Annotated in this window: 19 protein-coding genes and 1 tRNA gene; 5 read left to right on the forward strand and 15 right to left on the reverse strand. The window is 59.0% G+C overall.

Annotation, left to right across the window (positions count from 1 at the left end; genetic code table 11):
• Positions 1 to 42: 42 nt before the first annotated feature.
• The 4 genes from Q9R34_RS15215 to Q9R34_RS15230 all read right to left on the reverse strand — a co-directional run bounded on the left by Q9R34_RS15215 (position 43) and on the right by Q9R34_RS15230 (position 2,879).
• A complete protein-coding gene (locus tag Q9R34_RS15215) occupies positions 43 to 246 on the reverse strand; it encodes a hypothetical protein (RefSeq protein WP_485894783.1) in 204 nt (67 codons plus the stop codon).
• Positions 247 to 727: 481 nt separating this feature from the next.
• A tRNA-Pro gene (locus tag Q9R34_RS15220) sits at positions 728 to 804 on the reverse strand.
• 71 nt (positions 805 to 875) lie between these two features.
• Positions 876 to 2,630, reverse strand: a complete 1,755-nt coding sequence (gene yejM / locus Q9R34_RS15225) for an LPS biosynthesis-modulating metalloenzyme YejM (protein ID WP_485894755.1) — start codon at positions 2,628 to 2,630, stop codon at positions 876 to 878.
• 21 nt (positions 2,631 to 2,651) lie between these two features.
• A complete protein-coding gene (locus tag Q9R34_RS15230) occupies positions 2,652 to 2,879 on the reverse strand; it encodes a YejL family protein (protein WP_033750387.1) in 228 nt (75 codons plus the stop codon).
• A 158-nt stretch (positions 2,880 to 3,037) separates the two neighbouring features.
• Here Q9R34_RS15230 and yejK point away from each other — a divergent pair, with 158 nt between their 5' ends.
• Positions 3,038 to 4,042: a nucleoid-associated protein YejK gene (yejK, locus tag Q9R34_RS15235; RefSeq protein WP_434122798.1), complete on the forward strand. Its 1,005-nt coding sequence runs from the start codon at positions 3,038 to 3,040 to the stop codon at positions 4,040 to 4,042.
• Positions 4,043 to 4,105: 63 nt separating this feature from the next.
• Here the strand turns inward: yejK and rplY are convergent, their stop codons facing one another.
• On the reverse strand, positions 4,106 to 4,390 hold the full coding sequence (rplY, locus tag Q9R34_RS15240; RefSeq protein ID WP_485894757.1) for a 50S ribosomal protein L25: 285 nt from the start codon (positions 4,388 to 4,390) through the stop codon (positions 4,106 to 4,108).
• Positions 4,391 to 4,520: 130 nt separating this feature from the next.
• Positions 4,521 to 6,275 carry a DNA repair helicase RadD gene (gene radD / locus Q9R34_RS15245; protein WP_485894759.1) on the reverse strand — a complete coding sequence of 585 codons (1,755 nt, stop codon included), beginning with the start codon at positions 6,273 to 6,275 and terminating at the stop codon, positions 4,521 to 4,523.
• Positions 6,276 to 6,438: 163 nt separating this feature from the next.
• On the opposite strand from radD, the gene rsuA reads away from it, so the two are divergent.
• The 3 genes from rsuA (at position 6,439) to Q9R34_RS15260 (ending at position 9,113) form a co-directional block, all read left to right on the forward strand.
• Positions 6,439 to 7,158, forward strand: a complete 720-nt coding sequence (gene rsuA / locus Q9R34_RS15250) for a 16S rRNA pseudouridine(516) synthase RsuA (protein WP_434122800.1) — start codon at positions 6,439 to 6,441, stop codon at positions 7,156 to 7,158.
• A 10-nt stretch (positions 7,159 to 7,168) separates the two neighbouring features.
• Entirely contained in the window at positions 7,169 to 8,365 is a 1,197-nt protein-coding gene (locus Q9R34_RS15255) for a Bcr/CflA family multidrug efflux MFS transporter (RefSeq protein ID WP_485894762.1), read from the forward strand.
• Between the two features lie 427 nt (positions 8,366 to 8,792).
• Entirely contained in the window at positions 8,793 to 9,113 is a 321-nt protein-coding gene (locus tag Q9R34_RS15260; protein ID WP_033750373.1) for a YejG family protein, read from the forward strand.
• On the opposite strand, the gene yejF is transcribed toward Q9R34_RS15260, so the two are convergent.
• The 9 genes from yejF to yeiP form a co-directional block, all read right to left on the reverse strand.
• Positions 9,100 to 10,704, reverse strand: coding sequence for a microcin C ABC transporter ATP-binding protein YejF (yejF, locus tag Q9R34_RS15265; protein ID WP_485894785.1), 1,605 nt, complete (start codon positions 10,702 to 10,704; stop codon positions 9,100 to 9,102). The two genes, Q9R34_RS15260 and yejF, sit on opposite strands and share 14 nt — an antisense overlap.
• Entirely contained in the window at positions 10,701 to 11,723 is a 1,023-nt protein-coding gene (locus Q9R34_RS15270; RefSeq protein ID WP_434122803.1) for an ABC transporter permease, read from the reverse strand. The genes yejF and Q9R34_RS15270 overlap by 4 nt, the downstream gene beginning before the upstream one ends.
• Positions 11,723 to 12,808, reverse strand: a complete 1,086-nt coding sequence (locus tag Q9R34_RS15275; RefSeq protein ID WP_485894764.1) for a microcin C ABC transporter permease YejB — start codon at positions 12,806 to 12,808, stop codon at positions 11,723 to 11,725. The genes Q9R34_RS15270 and Q9R34_RS15275 overlap by 1 nt, the downstream gene beginning before the upstream one ends.
• A 10-nt stretch (positions 12,809 to 12,818) precedes the next feature.
• Positions 12,819 to 14,627, reverse strand: coding sequence for an extracellular solute-binding protein (locus Q9R34_RS15280; RefSeq protein WP_485894766.1), 1,809 nt, complete (start codon positions 14,625 to 14,627; stop codon positions 12,819 to 12,821).
• 65 nt (positions 14,628 to 14,692) lie between these two features.
• Positions 14,693 to 16,273: a cyclic di-GMP phosphodiesterase gene (locus Q9R34_RS15285; RefSeq protein ID WP_485894768.1), complete on the reverse strand. Its 1,581-nt coding sequence runs from the start codon at positions 16,271 to 16,273 to the stop codon at positions 14,693 to 14,695.
• Positions 16,274 to 16,498: 225 nt separating this feature from the next.
• On the reverse strand, positions 16,499 to 17,068 hold the full coding sequence (gene mepS, locus Q9R34_RS15290; protein WP_434122807.1) for a bifunctional murein DD-endopeptidase/murein LD-carboxypeptidase: 570 nt from the start codon (positions 17,066 to 17,068) through the stop codon (positions 16,499 to 16,501).
• 541 nt (positions 17,069 to 17,609) lie between these two features.
• Positions 17,610 to 18,314 (reverse strand): phosphatase PAP2 family protein, encoded by a 705-nt coding sequence (locus tag Q9R34_RS15295; protein ID WP_485894770.1) that lies wholly within the window; start codon positions 18,312 to 18,314, stop codon positions 17,610 to 17,612.
• 33 nt (positions 18,315 to 18,347) lie between these two features.
• Positions 18,348 to 19,334, reverse strand: a complete 987-nt coding sequence (locus tag Q9R34_RS15300) for a CobW family GTP-binding protein (RefSeq protein ID WP_485894787.1) — start codon at positions 19,332 to 19,334, stop codon at positions 18,348 to 18,350.
• Positions 19,335 to 19,409: 75 nt separating this feature from the next.
• Entirely contained in the window at positions 19,410 to 19,982 is a 573-nt protein-coding gene (yeiP, locus tag Q9R34_RS15305; protein WP_434122810.1) for an elongation factor P-like protein YeiP, read from the reverse strand.
• 160 nt (positions 19,983 to 20,142) lie between these two features.
• Here yeiP and Q9R34_RS15310 point away from each other — a divergent pair, with 160 nt between their 5' ends.
• On the forward strand, positions 20,143 to 20,397 hold the full coding sequence (locus Q9R34_RS15310) for a YkgJ family cysteine cluster protein (protein ID WP_276742507.1): 255 nt from the start codon (positions 20,143 to 20,145) through the stop codon (positions 20,395 to 20,397).
• Positions 20,398 to 20,571 lie beyond the last annotated feature (174 nt).

Consider the following 20,571-nt stretch of genomic DNA (forward strand, 5'->3'; position numbering starts at 1 on the left):
CAAAAGGGCATTAAAGCAGCCCGCCATGGTCGGGGCAACCGCTTAGTCGTTAGGCGGAATGGCAAAGCACTTTACGGAAACCACGAAGTGATGGTGACCTTTAGTGATGCGCGCACCGCGATCGCACCAGCGCGAGGCCAGGCGAAAAAAATCGTCGCTGCCGATATTGTAAGCCAGTTCCACTTTACTCACGCCTGAATGAAGCAGTTCTTCCGCATCCTGCAGGCTCTTCGCTTTGATAACCATAGTGATATCCATCCGAAATTCAGAGGCATTAAGATTAAGGAATGTTTATGACAGTTTTGTTTCACTAAGATTAAAAAGCGCGGCGGCTTGTGATTTTTGTGAGGAAGATCAGCGTTAATTGCCTGGCGTAAGCGGCTGAATGAAAGTGTAACGGCTTATCTGTTGAGGCAAAAGCTTATAGATCCTGAGCCGCTACAGGCAGCAAAAAGGCCGCGCGTGGCGACCTTTGTGGGTTACTGCTTTTGATCCGGTTCAGGACGTTTGTCGCCTGACTCGGGCGCGTTGTTTGGATCGTCTTTTTCAATAGAATGCATAAACTCTCCTCTTCATTACCCACACAGAAGTCAGTATAGACCATGTTGCTGCGCACAGCGTGCGGAAGCCGCAGGAGGCGGCGCCTGTGTGTCCGGGGCAAAGAGAGAAAAGGCTTACGGCAGGCATAAAAAAAGCAGCCTTAACAGGCTGCTTTAGTTGGGAATTTTGGTCGGCACGAGAGGATTTGAACCTCCGACCCCTGACACCCCATGACAGTGCGCTACCAGGCTGCGCTACGTGCCGAACAGTGGGGCCTAGTCTACTGTTTCTCTGGCGGAATGCAAGCAGCAGCCGTCTAACTGCCTCATAAATAATCAGTTAGCGATAAAACGCTTCTCTTCCGTCAGCACCTGCAGCAGCAACGCCAGCTGCGGCTTATGATCTTTCAGGGCGTTGCCCTTAGCATCGTAGGCGCGATAGCTGCCGTTATTGTTGAGCACCAGCGTCACCTGCGGCGTCGTCACCACCAGACGATTATCTTCGCTGCTGGCGACCCAGTCGTGGCGGCGCTGCGCGGCGAAGAGATCTTCCCCTTGCGAATAGTTCACCGGGTTGGTGCGCACGTGCAGCAGGCGCTGCATCAGCGTCGCCATGACATCCTGATGGTCGGTGAGGCGATCGATGGTCTGCGCAGGGGTGTCCGGCCAGTGGATCACCAGCGGAACCTGCAGGTTCGCGCGATTGCCCACGCTGTCAAGGTTGCCGTCCAGCGCTACGCCCTGCTGCGCGGTAATCACCACCACGGTATTTTTCAGCAGATCGCGCTGCTCCAGCGTGGTGAGCACCGTATGAATTTGCTCATCGATGGCGGCAGTTTGACGCATGTAGCTACGCTGACGCGATTTCGCCGGGGCGCTGTTTAGGTCGACGCCGTCCAGCGCCAGCCAGGAGAACCATGGATTGCCGTCGCCTTTCTGCCCGTTAAGCCAGTTCTGCCACTGGGTAACGGTGCTGGCGTTAGGCTGACTATCGGTGGCGGGCAGGGTGTAGTCCGTCAGCAGCGCCTGGCGATAGAGCGGCTGATTGAAGCCTTCAGAGGAGAAAAGCCCGAACTGATAGCCCTGTGAACTTAACGCGCCGAGCAAGGCCGAGGGCATGCGCGCCGCTAGCACGCCGTCCATGTAGCTGGCGGAAATACCGTAGAACAGGCCAAACAGCCCTTTTTCCGGCAGGTCGCCCGCGCTGAAGTGCTGGGTAAAGCGCAGATTATTGCCGGCGAACTGATTGAGCTGCGGCAGCGCTTTCGCCATATCACCGGCGTTCAGCGATTTCACGGTGATCACCAGCAGGTTATTGCGCGTGCCGCCGTCGCGGAAGGTGATATCGCTGAGCGGATACTGTACCGACACCGCTTCCGGATCGCCCTGCTGAATCAGCCGCTGCTGGTAAGCCTGCGCGTCCAGCAGACCGTGGCGCTCAAGGAAGCGTCGCGCGGTCATCGGATAGGAGAGCGGCAGATTGGCGCGCTGCATGGTAATCGGGCGGTAGAAATTGGCGTCGGCCCAGATATAGAGCAGATGGCTGGCGAAAAAGGCGGTGATAAACAGTGCCGCCAGCGGCTTGCCGAACGAGCGCCGGTTCAGGCTGCGCAGCTTCTGCCAGCTCCAGGTGGCGAACAGCATCTCCACGAGGAAGATCAGCGGCACGCTGATAAACATCAGCTGCCAGTCGCGCGCCATCTCGCTCTGGTCAGGGTTGATCACCAGCTCCCACACCACCGGATTCAGGTGAAGATGGAAGCGGTTGAACACCGCGCTGTCGACCATAATCAGCGTCAGCCCGACGGTGGCGATAATCGCCGACAGGACGCGCAGCAGCCGCTGCGACATCACCAGAAAGGTGAGCGGGAATATCGCCAGCAGATAGACGGCGAACACGATAAAGCTGAAGTGGCCGATCCAGCTGCTGAAGGCGTAAATACGCCCCGCGAGCGACGCGGGCCAGTCGGCGACCACCAGATAGCGGCTGCCTAAAATCAACGCGAATAAAATATTAAACAGAGCAAACCAGTGCCCCCAGCTGATCATCTGGGAGACTTTTTCGCGGTAGCGCTGCCGGTTGGTTACCATATTATGCGATCAAATCAGCGATTAATGGGCGTTGTCGTCGCGTACGGAGGCCTGCAGAGCTTCCGCGAAAGAACGTGCCAGCGAACGGCGCTGCGCCGGCGCAACGTCGCTGTTGATTACGTTGGTCACCATATTTCCCAGCACCATCAGGGAAAGGTCGGTCGGCGCATTGTCTTTCTGCAGCACCTGGGCCAGTTGCGCGAGGAGTTTTTCCACGCGTTCGTCGCTGTAACGGGATGATTGTGGCATATCGTCGGCTAATCTCGTTTCAAAAGGCGGTATAGTACCGTAATGACAGGGTTTTTACCGCAATTTTATCGAAAGCGCATCGATCGGTTAAAGCATGGAGTTGAAAGCCGATGCGGGCGGTGTTTGAATACGCGCCTGAACTAAAAGGAGAGTCTACCATGAGTCTGGATATCGACCAGATTGCCCTGCATCAGCTGATCAAGCGCGACGAGAATCAGCTTGAGCTGGTACTGCGCGATACGCTGCTGCCCGCTAACGCCACCGTGGAAGCGATGGTAGAAGAGCTGCACCGCGTCTACAGCGCGAAAAACAAAGCCTATGGCCTGTTCAACCAGGAGAGCGAACTGGCGGAGGCGCTGCGCAACTGCCGCAAAGGCAATGACGACTTCCTGGCGTTCAGCCGCGCGGCGACCGGTCGTCTGCGCGACGAGCTGGCGAAATATCCTTTTGCCGAAGGCGGGGTAGTGCTGTTTGTGCACTATCGCTATCTGGCAGTGGAATATCTGCTGATCGCGGTGCTCAACAGCCAGCGCAGCATGCGCGTCAACGAGCAGCTCGACATCAGCAGCACGCACTATCTCGACATCAACCACGCCGACATCGTGGCGCGCATCGATCTGACCGAATGGGAGCTGACGCCAGAATCTACGCGCTATCTCACTTTTCTACGCGGGCGCGTAGGGCGCAAGGTCGCCGATTTCTTTATGGATTTCCTCGGTGCCAGCGTCGGTCTGGATACGAAAGCGCAAAACCGCGGGCTGCTGCAGGCGGTAGACGATTACTGCGCGGAGTCAGAGCTCGATAAAAGCGAGCGGCAGAACTATCGCCAGCAGGTTTACAGCTACTGCAACGAACAGCTGCAGGCGGGCGAAGAGATTGCGCTGGAGGATCTGTCGAAGGAGCTGCCGCCGCTCGGCGAGAAATCCTTTCAGGCTTTTACGCAGGAGCAGGGCTACGAGCTGGAGGAGCATTTCCCGGCGGATCGCAGCACGCTGCGTCAGCTGACCAAATTCGCCGGCAGCGGCGGCGGTCTGACGCTCAATTTTGACGCCGGGCTACTGGGCGAGCGCGTTTTCTGGGATCCGGCTACCGATACCTTAACGATCAAAGGGACGCCGCCGAACCTGCGCGATCAGCTGCAGCGCCGCACCAGCGGCAAGTAGGCCTTCAGCCAGGCCAAAAAAAACGCCGCATACGCGGCGTTTTTTATGTCGATTCGCAGGCGATTAGGCGCGTACGAAGTCGATGTGGTGCAGTTTAGGCTTGAACGGGTGACGCTGAACGGCCTGCACTTTAACGTTGGTTTCTTTACCGTCGACAACCAGGGTCAGCACGTCGGTGTAGAAGCCTGGCTTGGCCTGCATGTTCATCACGACGTCGTGATCCAGTTCAATAGAAACAGCGGCTTCGCTGCCACCATAGATGATGGCCGGGAATTTGTTCGCTGTGCGCAGGCGGCGGCTCGCACCCTTACCCTGCTCTTTACGTACTTCTGCGTTGATGGTCAACATGGTTATGTCTCTTCAATAATTCCTGCTACAGGCGACCCAGCAGCAGGCAGGTTGTTCAAAGGCGATTGCGAATGCAAAAGCGGGCGGCAGTATAGCGGTAATGGGCGAGGCGGGCAAATGATTCCGCCGCTTAGCGCAGCTCATTGGCGCGGCGAAAGCGTCCCTGATAGTCGAAAACTTTCTCGCGCACCTGCCAGAACTGGCCTTTCGCGCGCGCCACCACGAAATCAGGATGGCGCAGCAGCGGCTGCAGCGCCACCACGTCGGCGGCGGTTTGCCAGCCGAGCGGCACGCCAGGCGCGCGCTGATGCGGCCGCATAAAGAGCTGCTCAAACGCCTTGCGCTGTGCGGGCGTGCGCAGGCGAAAGCGTTCATCGACGCTGGTGCCGTCTTCGTCGAAATAGGTCGCCTTCAGCCACTCGCCCTTGTCATCACGGCCGTGCGTCAGCGTCATGCCGCCGCAGCGCAGCACCAGCGCGTCCTTGAGCTTTAGCGCCGCCTTCAGCATATCGTCGGGATCCACCAGTATTTTATCGCACTGGTGACAGCGCCGCGCCGCGATATCGTTTTCCGCGCCGCAGTCGGGGCAGCTTTTAAAGCGAAAGCGAAAATCGCACTGCTCGCGGTGGCCTTCGTCATCCTCCAGCACCCCCTGGCAGCGGCGGCCGAAGTGCTCGATAATCATGCCGTCCGCAGTGGTTTTGCCCCAGAAGGTATTGGCGAAACCGCAGGCGGGACAGAAGACCTGCACAGGCTCATTGTCGCTGGCGCCTTTCGGCGCGCCCACTTCCGGGGTAAAGAGATCGTGCGGGTTGCCAGCGTAGTCCAGAATCAGGCAGTCGGTCTTGCCGGGTGACAGGCGCAGCCCGCGTCCGACAATCTGCTGATAGAGGCTGACCGACTCGGTAGGGCGCAAAATGGCGATCAGATCGACGTGGGGCGCATCAAAGCCGGTGGTCAGCACCGCGACGTTGACCAGAAACTTCAGCTGCTGCGCCTTAAAGGCGGCGATGGTGGCGTCGCGCACTTTCGCTGGCGTCTCTGCCGAAATCAGCGCGCTGTTGGCGGGCAGCAGCGACAGGATCTCGCGTGCGTGCTCCACCGTCGAGGCAAACACCATCACGCCGCGCCGATCCTCAGCGAACTCCACGATCTGGCTGATGATATGCGGCGTCACGCGCTGCTGCTGTTTTAGCTCGCGATTGAGATCCGCCTCGCTGAACAGTCCGTTGGCCTGCGCCGTCAGACGGCTGAAATCATACTGCACTACCGGCATATCGAGCCGCTCCGGCGTCACCAGAAAGCCGTGCTTAATCATATAGCGCAGCGGCAGCTCATAGATGCAGTCGCGGAACAGCGCCTTCTCGCCGCCGCGCACCATGCCGTGATAGTGGAAGTGATAGATCCAGCCTTTGCCGAGTCGAAACGGCGTCGCGGTCAGGCCCAGCAGACGCAGCTGCGGATTATGCTGACGCAGATGGCTGAAGATCTGCTGATACTGGCTGCTGTCATCATCGCTAATTCGGTGGCACTCGTCGACGATCACCAGCGAAAAGGCGCTGTCGAACTGCGCCAGATTGCGCGCCACCGACTGCACGCTGCCGAACACCACCTTGCGCTGGCTCTCTTTGCGCTGCAGGCCAGCGGCAAAGATATCCGCTTCCAGCCCGTAAGCCTGATATTTGCCGTGGTTCTGCTCCACCAGCTCTTTGACGTGCGCCAGCACCAGCACGCGCCCGCGCGCCAGCCGCGCCAGCTCGGCGATCACCAGGCTTTTCCCTGCGCCGGTGGGCAGCACGATCACCGCCGGTTCGGCGTGACGACGAAAATGATTGAGGGTCGCGTTAACCGCGTCTTGCTGATAAGGACGTAGAGTAAAAGACATGGCCGATCACTTTTGCGAAACTGAGCGAGATTATGCCATGAAAATGGATGAAACGCAGGAACGGCTCTGGGCGGCGGCGCTGGTTCAGGCTATACTTCCCGCACTTTTTCAACGGGTAAAACCCCGTTTCAGTTTCCCTCCGCAGTACAGGCAAAGCGAATTCATGCGACTCGATAAATTCATCTCTCAGCAACTGGAAGTCAGCCGGGCTATCGCCGGCCGTGAAATCCGGGCGCAAAAAGTTACCGTTAATGGCGAAGTGGTGCGCGACACCGCCTTTAAAATCCAGCCTGAGCATGAGGTGGAATATGACGGCAATCCGCTGCAGCTGCAGGTAGGGCCGCGCTACTTTATGCTGAACAAGCCGCAGGGCTATGTCTGTTCCACCGACGACCCCGATCACCCAACCATCCTCTACTTTATTGAAGAGCCGACCGCATGGAAGCTACACGCCGCGGGACGCCTCGATATCGACACCACCGGGCTGGTGCTGCTGACCGATGACGGCCAGTGGTCGCACCGCATTACCTCGCCGCGCCACCACTGCGAGAAAACCTACCGCGTGACGCTGGAACATCCTGTCGCTACGGATGTCGCGCAGCAGTTCGCCGAGGGCATTCAGCTGCACGGCGAAAAATCGCTGACCCAGCCAGCGCAAATGGAAGAAATTACGCCGACCGAGGTGCTGCTGACCCTCAGCGAAGGGCGCTATCATCAGGTGAAACGCATGTTTGCCGCGGTCGGCAACCGCGTAGTCGGGCTGCATCGCGAACGTATTGGCGGCATTGTGCTGGATGACGATCTTGAGCCGGGCGAATATCGTCCGCTGACGGAAGATGAAATTAACAGCGTCGGGCTGCCCGACGAGTTAAAACAGAAATAGCGGAGCGGCCGTGCGCAAGGACAAAAACTCAGCTGCGGGACTGGTGGTGATTCTGGGATTGCTGGCGATGCTGATGCCGCTCTCCATCGATATGTACCTGCCCGCGATGCCGCAGATCGCTCGCGAATTTGGCGTGTCGGCAGGCAGCGTACAGATGACGCTTAACCTTTATATCCTGGGGTTCGCCATCGGCCAGCTGGTTTACGGCCCGCTGGCGGACAGCTACGGTCGCAAGCCGGTGATCGTGCTCGGCACGCTGATTTTCGCCTGCGCGGCGGCCGCCTGTGCGCTGGCGCAGACCATCGACCAGCTGATTCTGATGCGCTTTCTGCACGGCCTTTCCGCGGCGGCGGCCAGCGTGGTGATCAACGCCCTGATGCGCGACAGCTACTCGAAAGAGGACTTTTCGCGCATGATGTCGTTTGTGATGCTGATCACCACCATCGCGCCGCTGCTGGCGCCGATCATCGGCGGCTGGCTGCTGCTGGCATGGAGCTGGCACGCCATTTTCTGGGCGTTATCGATCGCCGCGCTGATCACCACCGTGATGGTGATGACGCAGATCCGCGAGACGCTCAGGCCGGAGCAGCGCCAGCGTTTTCACCTGCGTACCATGCTGGGCAATTTCATTACGCTGGTTCGCCACAAGCGCGCCTTTAGCTATATGCTGGCGAGCGGCTTCTCGTTTGCCGGGCTGTTTACCTTTCTCAACGCGGGTCCCTTCGTCTATATCGAGGTCAACCACGTTTCACCGCAGAATTTTGGCTACTACTTCGCGCTGAACGTGGTGTTTCTGTTTGTGATGACGTTGATCAACAGCCGTGCGGTGCGCCGCTTTGGTCCGCTGGCGATGTTCCGCGCCGGGCTGGTGATCCAGTTTACGATGGGCATCTGGCTGGTGGCGGTAAGCGCGCTGCATATGGGATTCATGCCGCTGGTGCTGGGCGTCGCGATGTTTATCGGCTGCTTGTCGGTGGTCTCCTCCAACGCGATGGCGGTGATCCTCGACGAGTTTCCCCATATGGCGGGCACCGCCTCGTCGCTGGCGGGCACGCTGCGGTTTGGCGTCGGCGGGCTGGTGGGTGCACTGCTGTCAACGGCCAGTTTTAACAGCGCCTGGCCGATGGTGGGCACCATCGCGGCGTGCGCCACGCTCTCTGTGCTGTTTTTCCTCTACGCGTCGCGCCCGCGCGCCATCAGACACTAACCCGATCGTTCTTTCAGACAGCTGACAAAGCCAGAAATCAGGGCGGCGTGGCCTGAAGAGCAAAGCGCCCCGCGCCATGGACAAAAGCGCCGGCAGTGCTTTTGAACAACGCGCAGCGTTGGCCGGGTAACGGGCGCACCTCAGGGATAAGGTGCGTATTTGCTATATTCAGTCCAGTATGTTTCTTAGTTGTGAATATTAATGATTAAGAAAGTAACCAGAATGCGTCTAAACTGATTGTTAACTGCCGATGAACGCGGTACTAATAGGCCAAAATGCGAGCCGACTCGCAAAAAACAATCTTTCCGCACACCGTATGTTGGGAAACGAGAGAGCAAGTCTTGACGTCCGTTTCTGCCGTTCAGCAGCAACAGCAAGCGCTGTTCATCGTGACTGAAGTTAATCGCTCTGGGGATATCAATTAACTATGCTGCAACTTTCCATCGTGCATCGTCTGCCGCAGCGCTATCGCTGGGCCAGCGAGCTACATAGCGCCATCGTGGCGGAAGAGGGCGTCGCCAATGAGCAGGATCTCATTGCGCTGCGCCTGATTAGCCATGACGGGCACCCCGGCTGGGAAATCATGCATCAGCTGCAGGACGCGCTGGCGTCAATTCAGGTCGAGTGCAGAGTCGCGGAGTGTGAGGGCTCGCCCTGTCTCTTTATCCTGCGCAGCGACGAAAGCGCCACCAGCTGCTGCCTGAAAAACCAGGGCGTAGCGATTGCAGAGACCTTTAACGGTCACTGAGCTGCGCCGAGGCCAGCAGCTCGCGCGTATAATCTGCCGCGGGCGCGGCGAACAGCTTCTCGCAGTCGCCATGCTCTACCACTTCGCCCTGGCGCAGCACCATCACCTGATGGCAGAGCGAGTGCACCACCTGCAGATCGTGACTGATAAAGAGATAAGTCAGCTGGCGCTGCTGCTGCAGGCTGCGCAACAGCGTGAGGATCTGTTTCTGCACCGAGCGATCCAGCGACGAGGTCGGTTCATCCAGCACCAGCAACTGCGGCTCCAGCACCAGCGCGCGGGCGATGGCGATCCGCTGCCGCTGACCGCCGGAAAACTCTGCCGCATAGCGGTGACGGCTCTCTGCTTCTAATCCCACTTCCTCCATCGCCGCGATAACGCGCGCCTGCTGCGCGGCAGCGCTGAGATCGGGCTGATGCACCGCCAGACCCTCGGCGATAATCTGCTGCACCGTCATACGCGGATTGAGCGACGAGTTTGGATCCTGAAACACCACCTGGATGCGGCGGCGCAGCGGCAGCAGCGCCTTGCGCGACAGCGCGTGCAGCGGCTGGTCGTCAAACCAGATTTCCCCCTGCGCGGCGATCAGCCTCAGCAGCGCCAGTCCGGTGGTGCTTTTGCCGGAGCCGGATTCGCCCACCAGCCCCAGGCTCTCGCCGCGCCGCAGGGTAAAGCTGAGGTTGCTGACGGCGACGTTTTCCGCCACCTGCCGCCTGAAAAGGCCGCGCCGTACCGGAAAGCCGACGCGCAGGTTACGCACCTGCAGCAGCGGCGGCGCGTCGTCGCGCAGCGGCACGGCGCGCCCTTCCGGCTCCGCCGCCAGCAGCTGTTGCGTATAGGGATGCTGCGGCTGGCTGAAGAGCTGCGCGCTGCCGCCGTGCTCGACGATTCTGCCCTGGCGCATCACGCTGACCCTGTCCGCCAGCTGGCGCACGATGCCCAAATCATGGGTAATAAACAGCATGGCCATATTACGTTCGCGCTGCAGATCGCGCAGCAGCCGCAGGATTTGCGCCTGAACGGTCACGTCGAGCGCGGTGGTCGGCTCATCGGCAATCAGCAGCGCTGGCTCGGTCAGCAGCGCCATGGCGATCATCACGCGCTGGCGCTCGCCGCCGGAAAGTTGATGAGGAAAATCATTCAGGCGTGCGGCGGCGTTGCGGATGCCGACTCGATCAAGCGCGCTGAGGATCTCCCCGCGCGCCGCCTCGCGCCGCATGCCGCGATGCAAAGAGAGCACTTCGTAAAGCTGCTTCTCAATGGTGTGCAGTGGGTTAAGAGAAACCATCGGCTCCTGAAAGATCATCGCTATCTGGTTGCCGCGCAGCGCGCGCAGCCGCCGCTCGCCAGCGCGCAGCAGATCTTCGCCGTTAAACAGAATCTCGCCGGCGGGGTAGCTCGCTGGCGGCGCGGGCAGCAGCTGCATCGCCGCTAGCGCCGTCACGCTCTTGCCCGAGCCCGACTCGCCGACCAGCGCCAGGGTTTCGCCCGCCTCGACGTTAAGGGAAACGTCCTCTACCACGTTGCGCGTCACGCCGCCGCGGGAAAAGGCGACGGAAAGATGATGAATGGCAAGCAGCGACATCGTCAGACTCCTCTGGCCGGATCGAAGGCGTCGCGTACCGCCTCGCCAATAAAGATCAGCAGCGACAGCAGTATCGCCAGCGTGAAGAAGCCCGCCAGGCCCAGCCAAGGCGCCTGCAGGTTATTTTTGCCCTGCAACAGAAGCTCGCCAAGCGACGGCGAGCCCACCGGCAGACCGAAGCCGAGAAAATCAAGCGAGGTCAGGGTGGCGATCGATCCGCACAGGATAAAAGGCAGAAAGGTGAGGGTGGCGACCATCGCATTGGGCAGCATATGCCGCAGCATAATGCGCCCGTCGCTGACGCCCAGCGCCCGCGCGGCGCGGATATAGTCGAAATTGCGCGTGCGCAGAAACTCGGCGCGCACCACGCTGACCAGCCCCATCCAGCCGAAAATTACCGTGACCAGCAGCAGCCACCAGAAGTTGGGCTGAATCACGCTGGAGAGCAGGATCAGTAAAAACAGCGCGGGCATGCCGGACCAGACCTCAATCACGCGCTGGCCGATCAGATCGACGCGGCCGCCGAAATAGCCCTGAACGGCGCCGACGATAATGCCGATAACGCTGGAAAACAGCGTCAGCAGGAGGCCGAACAGCAGCGAAATGCGCGTGCCGTAGAGCAGGCGCGCCAGTACGTCGCCGCCGCTGGCGTCGGTGCCCAGCCAGTTCTGCGCTGAGGGGGGCGAAGGGAAGGGGACCGACGTGGCAAAGTTGATGGTGCTGTCGCTAAAGCGGATCGGCGCCCACAGCGCCCAGCCCTGCTGCTCCAGCCGTTTTTGCAGCCAGGGATCCTGGTAATCGGCGGCGGTGGGCAGCGCGCCGCCGAAGTCGCTTTCGCTGTAGCTCACCAGCAGCGGCACGAACCAGCGCTGCTGGTAGCGCACCAGCAGCGGCTTCTCGTTGGCCAGCAGATCGGCGCCGAGCGACAGGGCGAAAATCACCAGAAAAATCCACAGCGACCAGTAGCCGCGTCGGTTGTGGCGGAAGCGCAGCCAGCGCTGCTGATTAACAGGAGACAAGCGCATCAGCGGCCCTCGAAATCGATACGGGGATCGACCAGCGTATAGGTCAGGTCGCTGAGGATATTCATCAGCAGGCCGATCAGGGTGAAAATATAGAGCGTGCCGAACATCACCGGATAGTCGCGCTGAATAGTGGCGTCGTAGCCCAGCAGGCCCAGACCGTTCAGCGAGAACATCACCTCGATCAGCACCGAGCTGGTAAAAAACATGCCGATAAAGGTGGCGGGAAAGCTGGCGATCACCAGCAGCATGGCGTTGCGAAAAACGTGACGATAGAGAATGCGCCGCTCGCTAACCCCTTTGGCGCGCGCCGTCACCACATACTGCTTGCGGATCTCATCCAGAAAGCTGTTTTTAGTCAGCATGGTCAGGGTGGCGAAGCCGCCAATCACCGTCGCCAGCACCGGCAGGCTGATGTGCCACAGGTAGTCGCCCACTTTGCCGTACCAGGAGAGCGAGTCAAACTGCGGTGAGGTGAGGCCGCGCAGCGGAAACCAGTCAAAATAGCTGCCGCCGGCGAACAGCACGATCAGCATGATGCCGAACAGAAAGGCGGGCACTGAGTAGCCGATGATAATAAAGGTGCTGCTCCAGACGTCGAAGGCGCTGCCGTTGCGCACCGCTTTTTTAATACCCAGCGGGATCGACACCATATAGATAATCAGCGTGCTCCATAGCCCCAGGCTAATAGAAACCGGCAGGCTCTCTTTGATCAGCTGCAGCACCGATGCGCTGCGGAACAGGCTGTCGCCGAAGTCGAAGCGCAGATAGTTCCACAGCATCTCGACGTAGCGCTGCCACATCGGCTTGTCGAAGCCGTAACGCTTTTTGATTTCCGCGATCACCTCCGGATCGAGGCCGCGCGCGCCGCGGTACTCGCTGTCGCCGGGACTGACGCGGTTGAGGGCGCCGCGCGCGCCGCTTTCGCCGCCGCCCGGCAGGCCGGTGGTCTGGCCGAACTGAATGTTAGCCAGCGCCTGATCGACCGGGCCGCCGGGCGCGATCTGCACGATAAAGAAGTTCAGCGTGATAATCGCCCACAGCGTGGGGATAATTAGCAACAGTCTGCGCAAGAAATAGGCGGCCAACTCAGGCTCCTCAGCGTCGTTCGGCCGGCAAACGCGCGGCTTTGTTCACGTCATACCACCAGCTTTCCAGCCCGCTCGCGAAGGCGGGCTTGACGGCGGGATGGGAGAATTTATTCCAGTAAGCTGTGCGATCTTCCGCGTTGTACCACATCGGGATCATATACGCATTCCATAACAGGATACGATCCAGCGCCTGGCCGAGCGGCAGCAGCGCCGCTTTGTCGCCCTGATGCGCCACGATCGCTTTGACAAAGTGATCGACCAGCGGATCTTTCAGCCGCGCGCTGTTCCAGGAGGAGTCGATATAGTCGGACTGCCAGCTAACCTGCAAATCGGAGCTGGGGATGGGCATCGCCAGATAGACCCTGGCGGTCATATCGTAATCGCCTTCGCGCAGCCGGCGAAGATACTGGGAAGCGTCCACCACGCGCAGCGTCAGGCTGATGCCGAGGCGCGACAGGCTGTGCTGGAGCGGCAGCGCCCAGTCATTGCTGGCGCCGCTGCGCAGCAGCAGCTCGATGCGCAGCGGCTGACCGGTCAGCGCGTTCACCAGCTGCTGGTTTTTTACCTGCCAGCCCGCCTGTCGCAGCAGATCCAGCGCTTTCAGCAGATTCGCGCGATCGTAGCCGCTGCCGTCGGTGTGCGGCGGCGCGTAGGGCGTGGTGAAGATCTCCGGCGGCAGCCGATCTTTAAACGGCGTCAGCAGCGCCCGCTGCGCGGCGTCCGGCAGGCCGCGCGCGGCGTATTCGGTATTCTGAAAATAGCTGTTGACCCGCTGATAGGCGCCGTAGAACAGCGCCTTATTCATCCACTCGAAGTCGAAGGCCAGCGTGAGCGCCTGGCGCACCCGGCGGTCGCGGAACGGCGCCTTTTCATTGTTGATGGCCAGCCAGGTGGTATTGGTCGACGCCTGGTTGGGCGTGATCTCTTTAACGATATGCTGATTGTCAAAATTGCGGCCGCGGTACTGGGTCGCCCACTTTTTGGCGGAGCCTTCCGGACGCAGATCGAACGCGCCCGCCTTAAAGGCTTCGAAGGCGACGTTATCGTCAAGATAGTAGTCGTAGCGCAGCGTATCGAAATTGAACCGCCCGCGGTTTACCGGCAGATCCGCCGCCCAGTAGTCTTTTACCCGGCTGTACTCGATATACTGACCCAGCTTATAGCGGCTGATGCGGTAGGGGCCGCTGGAGAGCGGCGGAGCGCTCAGCGGCTCGTTGAATTTTTTATCCTGCCAGAAGCGCTGCGACAGCACCGGCAGCGTCAGCAGCCCCAGCATTAAATCCCGATCCGGCTTCGGCAGGTCGATGCGCACGCGCTGGCCGTCCAGCGCTTTTACCGTCGCGCCGCGATAAATGACGCGAAACTGCGGCACGCCTTCGCGCATAAATTTATCGAAGGTAAAGGCGACGTCCGGCGCGGTGATGGGCGTGTTGTCGTGAAAGCGCGCGCGTGGATTAAGGCGAATCTCCATCCAGCGGAAGTCATCGGCATAGCGCGCCGACTCGGCGACAAGCGGATAGTAGCTGCCCGGCTCGTCGTCGGAAGAGGTAAACAGGCGATCGTAAAGCGTCTCGGTGCCCGCGCCGGGATTGCCGCGCGAGGCGTAACGGTTAAAGTTATCGTAAGTGCCTACTACGGCCTGAGTCAGCTGGCCGCCTTTTGGCGCGGCGGGATCCGCATGGTCGAAGTGGCTGAAGCCGGGCGCGTATTTCGGTTCGCCCAGCGTGGCGAAGGCGCGACTTTCGCGCACGACTTCCGCGCGCAGCGGCGCGCACAGGGCGATTAACAGCAGCAGCGATATCAGGCGAAACAGCATAGGATCCAGATTCTCCCGTGATTATGCGCAGGCTAGCGTAGCAGCATCCGAGGCGGGGCGGCCAGCTATCCCGTCAGCGTCGCCAGGCTGCGACTGCGGTAATAGTCAATAAGCCGCTCCGGCTTCAGCGGCCGGCTAAAAAGATAGCCCTGCATATGGCTAACGCCGTGCTTCACCAGCCATGCCGCCTGCTCGCCGGTTTCCACGCCTTCGGCGACGGTTTTCAGGTTCAGCTTCTTCGCCAGATGGAGCACCGCGTCCAGCACCGGCGAGTTAAGGATTTGCGTGCCGATGCTCTGCACGAAGCCGCGATCGATCTTGATATAGTCGAAGGGATATTTTTCCAGATAGATCAGCGCGCTGTGGCCGGTACCGAAATCGTCTATCGCAATCTGAATATCGTTCTGATGCAGCCAGGCGAAAACTTCTCCGGCATTTTTATCGCGCACCATGGTGCGTTCGGTCACTTCAAACACGTAGTTGAAATGGTCGTCCGGCATGGCGGCGATCCAGCGCTTAACGTCCTGTTGAAAACTCTCCGACGCCAGGTGCAGCGGCGACAGGTTCAGGCTCATATGGGTGCCGGCGGGAACGTAGGGGTTGAGCCGGTGCGCGTCGCGCGCCACCAGCTCGAACAGATGCCGCGTCAGCGGAATAATCAGGTTGAGCGACTCGGCGTAGCTGATAAACATATCCGGCGGAATAAGGCCTTCGCTGGGGTGGTTCCAGCGCAGCAGCGCTTCCAGTCCGTAGGCGCGACCGCTAAGGGTGCTGATCAGCGGCTGGTACTCAACGTGAAACTCACCGCGTTTGATGCCGAGCAGGATCTCTTTGCCGGGGCGCTGGTTCATCGACAGCAGCAGCCAGCAGCCGCCGCCTACCAGCAGGGACAGCAAAACGCCGCTCAACAGGATCATCTGAATATCGCGCATCGATACCGTATCACCATAAAGAACAAACTGCAGCGGATAGCCGTCGAACGCCAGCTGCATCAGCGGCTGCGGCGGCAGGTCGCTCTTCGCGATGGTGACAGGCTGCCAGCTGGTCAGCGCGCTGTTCTGCACCACCAGCGCCATACCGGAAATTTCCGGATGGTAAGAGGCGAGCAGCTGATAGGGCGTCAGATCCAGGTTAATAGTAGCGAGCACGCCAGACTGCGCGCTTTGCGGATTGCGCAGCCAGAGAGCAAAAACCGGCTTGCCGGGCTGTAACGGCGTGCCGCTCAGCAGGCGAAGATCGCGATCGCGGCTGAGATCGGTCTGGTCAGAAATAGCGTTGAGCGGCAGATGAAAGGCGCCGGTCGCCGAGGAGCAAAAAGCGTAGCCCTCGCGCACCAGTAAAATCGCCCGCAGATCGCCAGCGAAGGCGGCGCGAGTGGTCAGCTCCTGGCTGATGGCGTGACAGTCGAAACGGCTAAAAGAGAGAAGGGGATTCAGGGTATGGGTGACGAGTCTGTCCAGCGACTGCTGTAGCGTATCGCGGCTGTCGTGCAGCAGCTGTTGATGCTGCTGCTGTCGCTTATGCCAGGTAAATGTCAGTAAAATCAGGATAAACAGAATAAAGAACAGGCTACCGAAAATCGCGCTGCTCCAGGCGATGCGGCGAGGATAGGTGGCCTGGCGCATCAGCGCCCTGGACAATGGCATGAAGTGCTTTCCCCTTGTCTTAGCTTTTATTATTGACTCTGCACGACTGCTCTCTGGTGAAGGCCCTGAGAATATAACGAGGAGGCAGGAAATGTCTCGTTATTATTCTGATAAACAATCACTTTTACGTGATTATTATGCACTTATCCGGTGGCAGGGCGAAAAAAAACGCTGCCGAAGCAGCGTTCTGTTTTCTCTGGCTGAGAAACGATCGAAGGTCAGGGATCAGCTGGGATTACGGCTTAATACCCGACGCCCTTCGCGGTAGCGTTTTTTCCAGTAGCTGTCGTTCAGACTGGAAATCATGACGCCACTGCTGGTGGAGGCGTGGACAAAGTTATCGTTGCCGAGGTAAATCCCTACGTGACGACCGGTTGAGCCAGCGCGGAACAGGACCAGATCGCCAGGACGCAGTTTGCCGCGTGAAATTTCTCTGCCGGTATCCTGCTGTTCAGAGGTTGAACGCGGCAGGTCTAAACCGAACTGGTCGCGAAAAGTGCGCTGAACGAAAGCTGAACAGTCGATACCGCGTTTGGTGTCGCCGCCGAGGCGGTAACGTACGCCTTTCCAGTCGGCGTACTGTTCCATGATGCGGGACTTAACATCCACGCTCCGCACCATCTCTTCAAACTCATCCTGAGACGCCTGAAGTAAAAAACCATTCTGGTTGTTAACTTCATGATTCTCGTTTTTTACGTGTTGACCGGTACTGCTGCATGCCGAGAGGAGTGTTGCCAGTGCTACTGCAGGCACAATCCGCCAGATATATCTCAGTATTGGTTGAGACTTGACCATTGTTCGTATATTCCTTCGATGTCCTTACGACAGAATGTCGCCAGCCAGATGACAAAACGGATTGAGATTAATAAGCGTTGCTCTCTAAGACAATTCCTTAATTACTAAAATGTGTTAACGAACACGTTTTCGTATAAAAAGGAGCCGCATTTTCTGCTGCCGTACCCTCAACGCATTGGAGGTTAACCGATTCCAGACGCCGTGGCGAGTGGTTTTACGCAATTTCTAATAGCTTTTTTTGATGTGAAATCAGTCTTTAACAGACTGGTTACTTTATCCGCAATTTTAGGAAATTATCCTTAAAATAAGGACATCAAATGGGGTCAATTCATCGGGTAGGCGGGTTTTTAGGAGCTTTAGCGCTGGACAGCGCGGGAGAAAGCGCCTTTATCAGCAGAAAACATCATATTATTTTCTATATATCGCAACATGGTTAGCTTGCTAATAATCATTGCCGGATTTTAATAAGCGCGGAGAGATAAGAATAGGGCTATTCTTCACTCCGCGCTTATCAATAGAGTTGAGCGTTATTTACCTGCGGCTATTCAGGCTTATATTTGCCGGGCAGTTTGCGGTAAAAAAAGCTGACAATCGCGTCACTCAGCGGCGTCAACAGCACCCAGCTCAGTCCCACCAGCAGCACCGAAAGCGAGCCGACGGCAATATCGGTAAACCAGTGCGCGCCCGCCATCACGCGCGGCAGGGCGAAAATCACCACGATAGCCGCGCCGGTAAGAAAGGCGCGGAAGCCGAAATAGCGCCACATAAAACAGGCGAAAATCATCAGCATCATGCCGTGATCGCCCGGGAAGCTGTTAGCCGAGGCATCCTTGGCCGGAATACCGGTCAGCTCGCTGACGCGATGGGCATTGTCAAAAAACAGCGTCGGACTTTTATGCTGCACCGGCAGCAGGTGGCCGAGCTGGTTAAGAATAACCGCGCTGAGCAGCATGGTGACGCCAATTGCCAGCATGCGGCGGCGGCTTGGCGGCGTTTCGCGGCGCCAGTAGAAGAGATAGAGCGCGCCCATCGCCAGCAGCGACACCAGATCGAAGCCGCGGAAATTAGTGATCGCCACCAGCAGGGCAAAGCCAGGATGATCGACCATCTGGTTATTGAAGCTGAAAAAGATCCCTTTATCGACGCCGGCCCAGAAACCGTGATCGGGCGGCAGATACCAGGAGAGAAACAGAACAACGCCAAGCGCGTTGAGCAGCATGATTGTGACAAAACGAGTTGCGCGCATCGTATTCACTCAAATAAAAATTAACGGCAGAAACTAACCTGGGCAGTTTAAACGAAGCCTCAACAGCTGAGACTGCAAAAGATTCCAGTCCACAGGCTGCGAGTGGATCAGTTCAATACGGCTGTCGGGCGCATCGGAGGTCAGGGTTTCGACCTGCACATCGCCGCTCTGACCATTGAGGCGCAGTGTGCCGTCCGGCGTGCGCAGCACTCCTTTAATGCGCTCGACCGGGACGAGACGCGCCCACGCCAGCAGCGCGACGCCGTCGAACCGCGTCGCGCCGTCAAAGATCCAGCCGCAGGCAACGTAGCCCTGGCCTTCATTTAGCGCCCGGCGCCAGCGCGTCTCGCCATCAAGGCGCAGCGCGGCGAGGACGCTATCGCGTTGACGATGGGCATGATGATGCGCAGGCTGCGGCAGCGCTTGATGGTTTGTGCGCGGCAGATCGAGCAGCGCCGCGTCGACCGCGCCGAAGCGCGTTTCGATAAAAGCGCGGCCGTTAAGCATCGCCTCCCGCCACTGCTGCAGCCGCTGGCGATCGTTGTCGTCCCAGCGATCGCTTTTATTGCCGATAATCGCATCCGCCGCCGCCAGCTGATCGCGAAAGTTTTCATTGGCCGTCACCCGCGCATCAGCGAGCTGGCGGGCGTCGAGCAGCGTCAGCGTGGCGTTCAGCTGCAGAAGCGGCTGATAAACCGGCGCGCTCAGCATCTCCAGCAGCTGGCGCGGGTGCCCGAGGCCGGTGGGTTCGATCAGCAGGCGATCCGGGCGGTGCTGCTTCAGCAGCATATTCAGCCCCACCTGCATCGGCAGGCCGTTGACGCAGCACATGCAGCCGCCGGGGATCTCTTTTAGCGCCGCGCCGCTGTCGCGCAGCAGCGCGCCGTCGATGCCGATTTCACCAAACTCATTCACCAGGATCGCCCAGTTTTCCTGCGCCGGCTTATGGGCCAGCAGATGGCGCAGCAGGGTGGTTTTGCCGCTGCCGAGAAAGCCGGTAATAAGATTAACGCGCGTCATCATGTGCCTGCCTCCTTAAACGAGAATGGCCGCGAAAGCAGCCATAATGTTACTTTATAACACAATCAGCGTCGGTTAGTCAGCGCGGCCCATATAGCGGCGCTCGGCGATATGAATGCGGATGCGGTCGCCGTTGCTCAGGTATTCCGGCACCTGAATGCTCAGACCGGTGCTCATGCCGGCCGGTTTGGTGCGCGCGCTGGCGGAAGCGCCTTTGATGCCCGGCGCGGTATCGACAATTTCCATATCCACGGTCTGGGGCAGTTCGAGCGCCAGCACCTGGCCGTCCATCGTCAGCACCTGAATGCCCGGCATGCCGCCTTCAGGGATAAACAGCAGCTCTTCTTCAATCTGATCTTTTTTGAACGAATAGGGCGTGTAGTCCTCGTCATCCATAAAAACGTATTCGTCGCCGTCAATATAAGAGAAGGTAACGCTGCGGCGGCTGAGCTGAATGACGTCGAGAATATCGTCGCCTTTGAAGCGCTCTTCCACCTTCAGCCCGGTACGGATATCGGTGAAGCGCATCTTATACAGCGTCACGGCGCCGCGCGCGCTCGGACTCTGAATATCGATATCTTTAACCATCAGCAGCTTGCCGTTCCAGCTTACCGCCATTCCTTTTTTGATCTCATTCGCTCTTGGCATTGCAACTCTCGCTTAAAGAAGGATTCCGATGCGCGCCACGTTACTCGCGCCGGGGTAAACAGGCAATATGGCGTCGGAAAAAATGCGCGCGATAACACAGCCATGGCTTTCGCGTGCGCGGGCTGCTATTGTCGCCGCTCAACTCTCGCTGGAGCGCATCATGCAATGCCGTAGTCAGTGCGGCGCCTGCTGCACCGCGCCTTCCATCTCTTCACCCATTCCCGGTATGCCTCAGGGCAAACCCGCCAATACCCCTTGCGTTCAGCTTGACGCCGATCTGCGCTGCAAACTGTTCGGTTCGCCGCTGCGGCCCGCCGTTTGCGCCGGTTTGCAGCCGTCGCGCGATATGTGCGGCACCACGCGCCATGACGCCATGGTCTATCTGCTGCAGCTGGAAGCGGACACCGCGCCCTGATCGGACTGACGTTGCTGACGCGTGCGCCGAGGCGCGCGCAAAGCGTTACAGCGCGCGTTCAGCTTCCTGAGGTTATTCTTACTCACGGCATTATGAAGTGTGCGTAACGTCAAAAATCTGCTACGCATTTTACGCATTTTCTTGCATGGCATGATGGGCTGTACCAGACTCCTT

The organism is Enterobacter sp. BRE11, from assembly GCF_031844285.1.
GTDB lineage: Bacteria > Pseudomonadota > Gammaproteobacteria > Enterobacterales > Enterobacteriaceae > Pantoea.

Coding starts and splice junctions, on each gene's coding strand:
- Q9R34_RS15215 (WP_485894783.1), bottom strand. CDS start 246: ATGGTTATCAAAGCGAAGAGCCTGCAGGATGCGGAAGAACTGCTTCAT.
- yejM (WP_485894755.1), bottom strand. CDS start 2,630: ATGGTAACCAACCGGCAGCGCTACCGCGAAAAAGTCTCCCAGATGATC.
- Q9R34_RS15230 (WP_033750387.1), bottom strand. CDS start 2,879: ATGCCACAATCATCCCGTTACAGCGACGAACGCGTGGAAAAACTCCTC.
- yejK (WP_434122798.1), top strand. CDS start 3,038: ATGAGTCTGGATATCGACCAGATTGCCCTGCATCAGCTGATCAAGCGC.
- rplY (WP_485894757.1), bottom strand. CDS start 4,390: ATGTTGACCATCAACGCAGAAGTACGTAAAGAGCAGGGTAAGGGTGCG.
- radD (WP_485894759.1), bottom strand. CDS start 6,275: ATGTCTTTTACTCTACGTCCTTATCAGCAAGACGCGGTTAACGCGACC.
- rsuA (WP_434122800.1), top strand. CDS start 6,439: ATGCGACTCGATAAATTCATCTCTCAGCAACTGGAAGTCAGCCGGGCT.
- Q9R34_RS15260 (WP_033750373.1), top strand. CDS start 8,793: ATGCTGCAACTTTCCATCGTGCATCGTCTGCCGCAGCGCTATCGCTGG.
- Q9R34_RS15270 (WP_434122803.1), bottom strand. CDS start 11,723: ATGCGCTTGTCTCCTGTTAATCAGCAGCGCTGGCTGCGCTTCCGCCAC.
- Q9R34_RS15280 (WP_485894766.1), bottom strand. CDS start 14,627: ATGCTGTTTCGCCTGATATCGCTGCTGCTGTTAATCGCCCTGTGCGCG.
- Q9R34_RS15285 (WP_485894768.1), bottom strand. CDS start 16,273: ATGCCATTGTCCAGGGCGCTGATGCGCCAGGCCACCTATCCTCGCCGC.
- mepS (WP_434122807.1), bottom strand. CDS start 17,068: ATGGTCAAGTCTCAACCAATACTGAGATATATCTGGCGGATTGTGCCT.
- Q9R34_RS15295 (WP_485894770.1), bottom strand. CDS start 18,314: ATGCGCGCAACTCGTTTTGTCACAATCATGCTGCTCAACGCGCTTGGC.
- Q9R34_RS15300 (WP_485894787.1), bottom strand. CDS start 19,334: ATGACGCGCGTTAATCTTATTACCGGCTTTCTCGGCAGCGGCAAAACC.
- yeiP (WP_434122810.1), bottom strand. CDS start 19,982: ATGCCAAGAGCGAATGAGATCAAAAAAGGAATGGCGGTAAGCTGGAAC.
- Q9R34_RS15310 (WP_276742507.1), top strand. CDS start 20,143: ATGCAATGCCGTAGTCAGTGCGGCGCCTGCTGCACCGCGCCTTCCATC.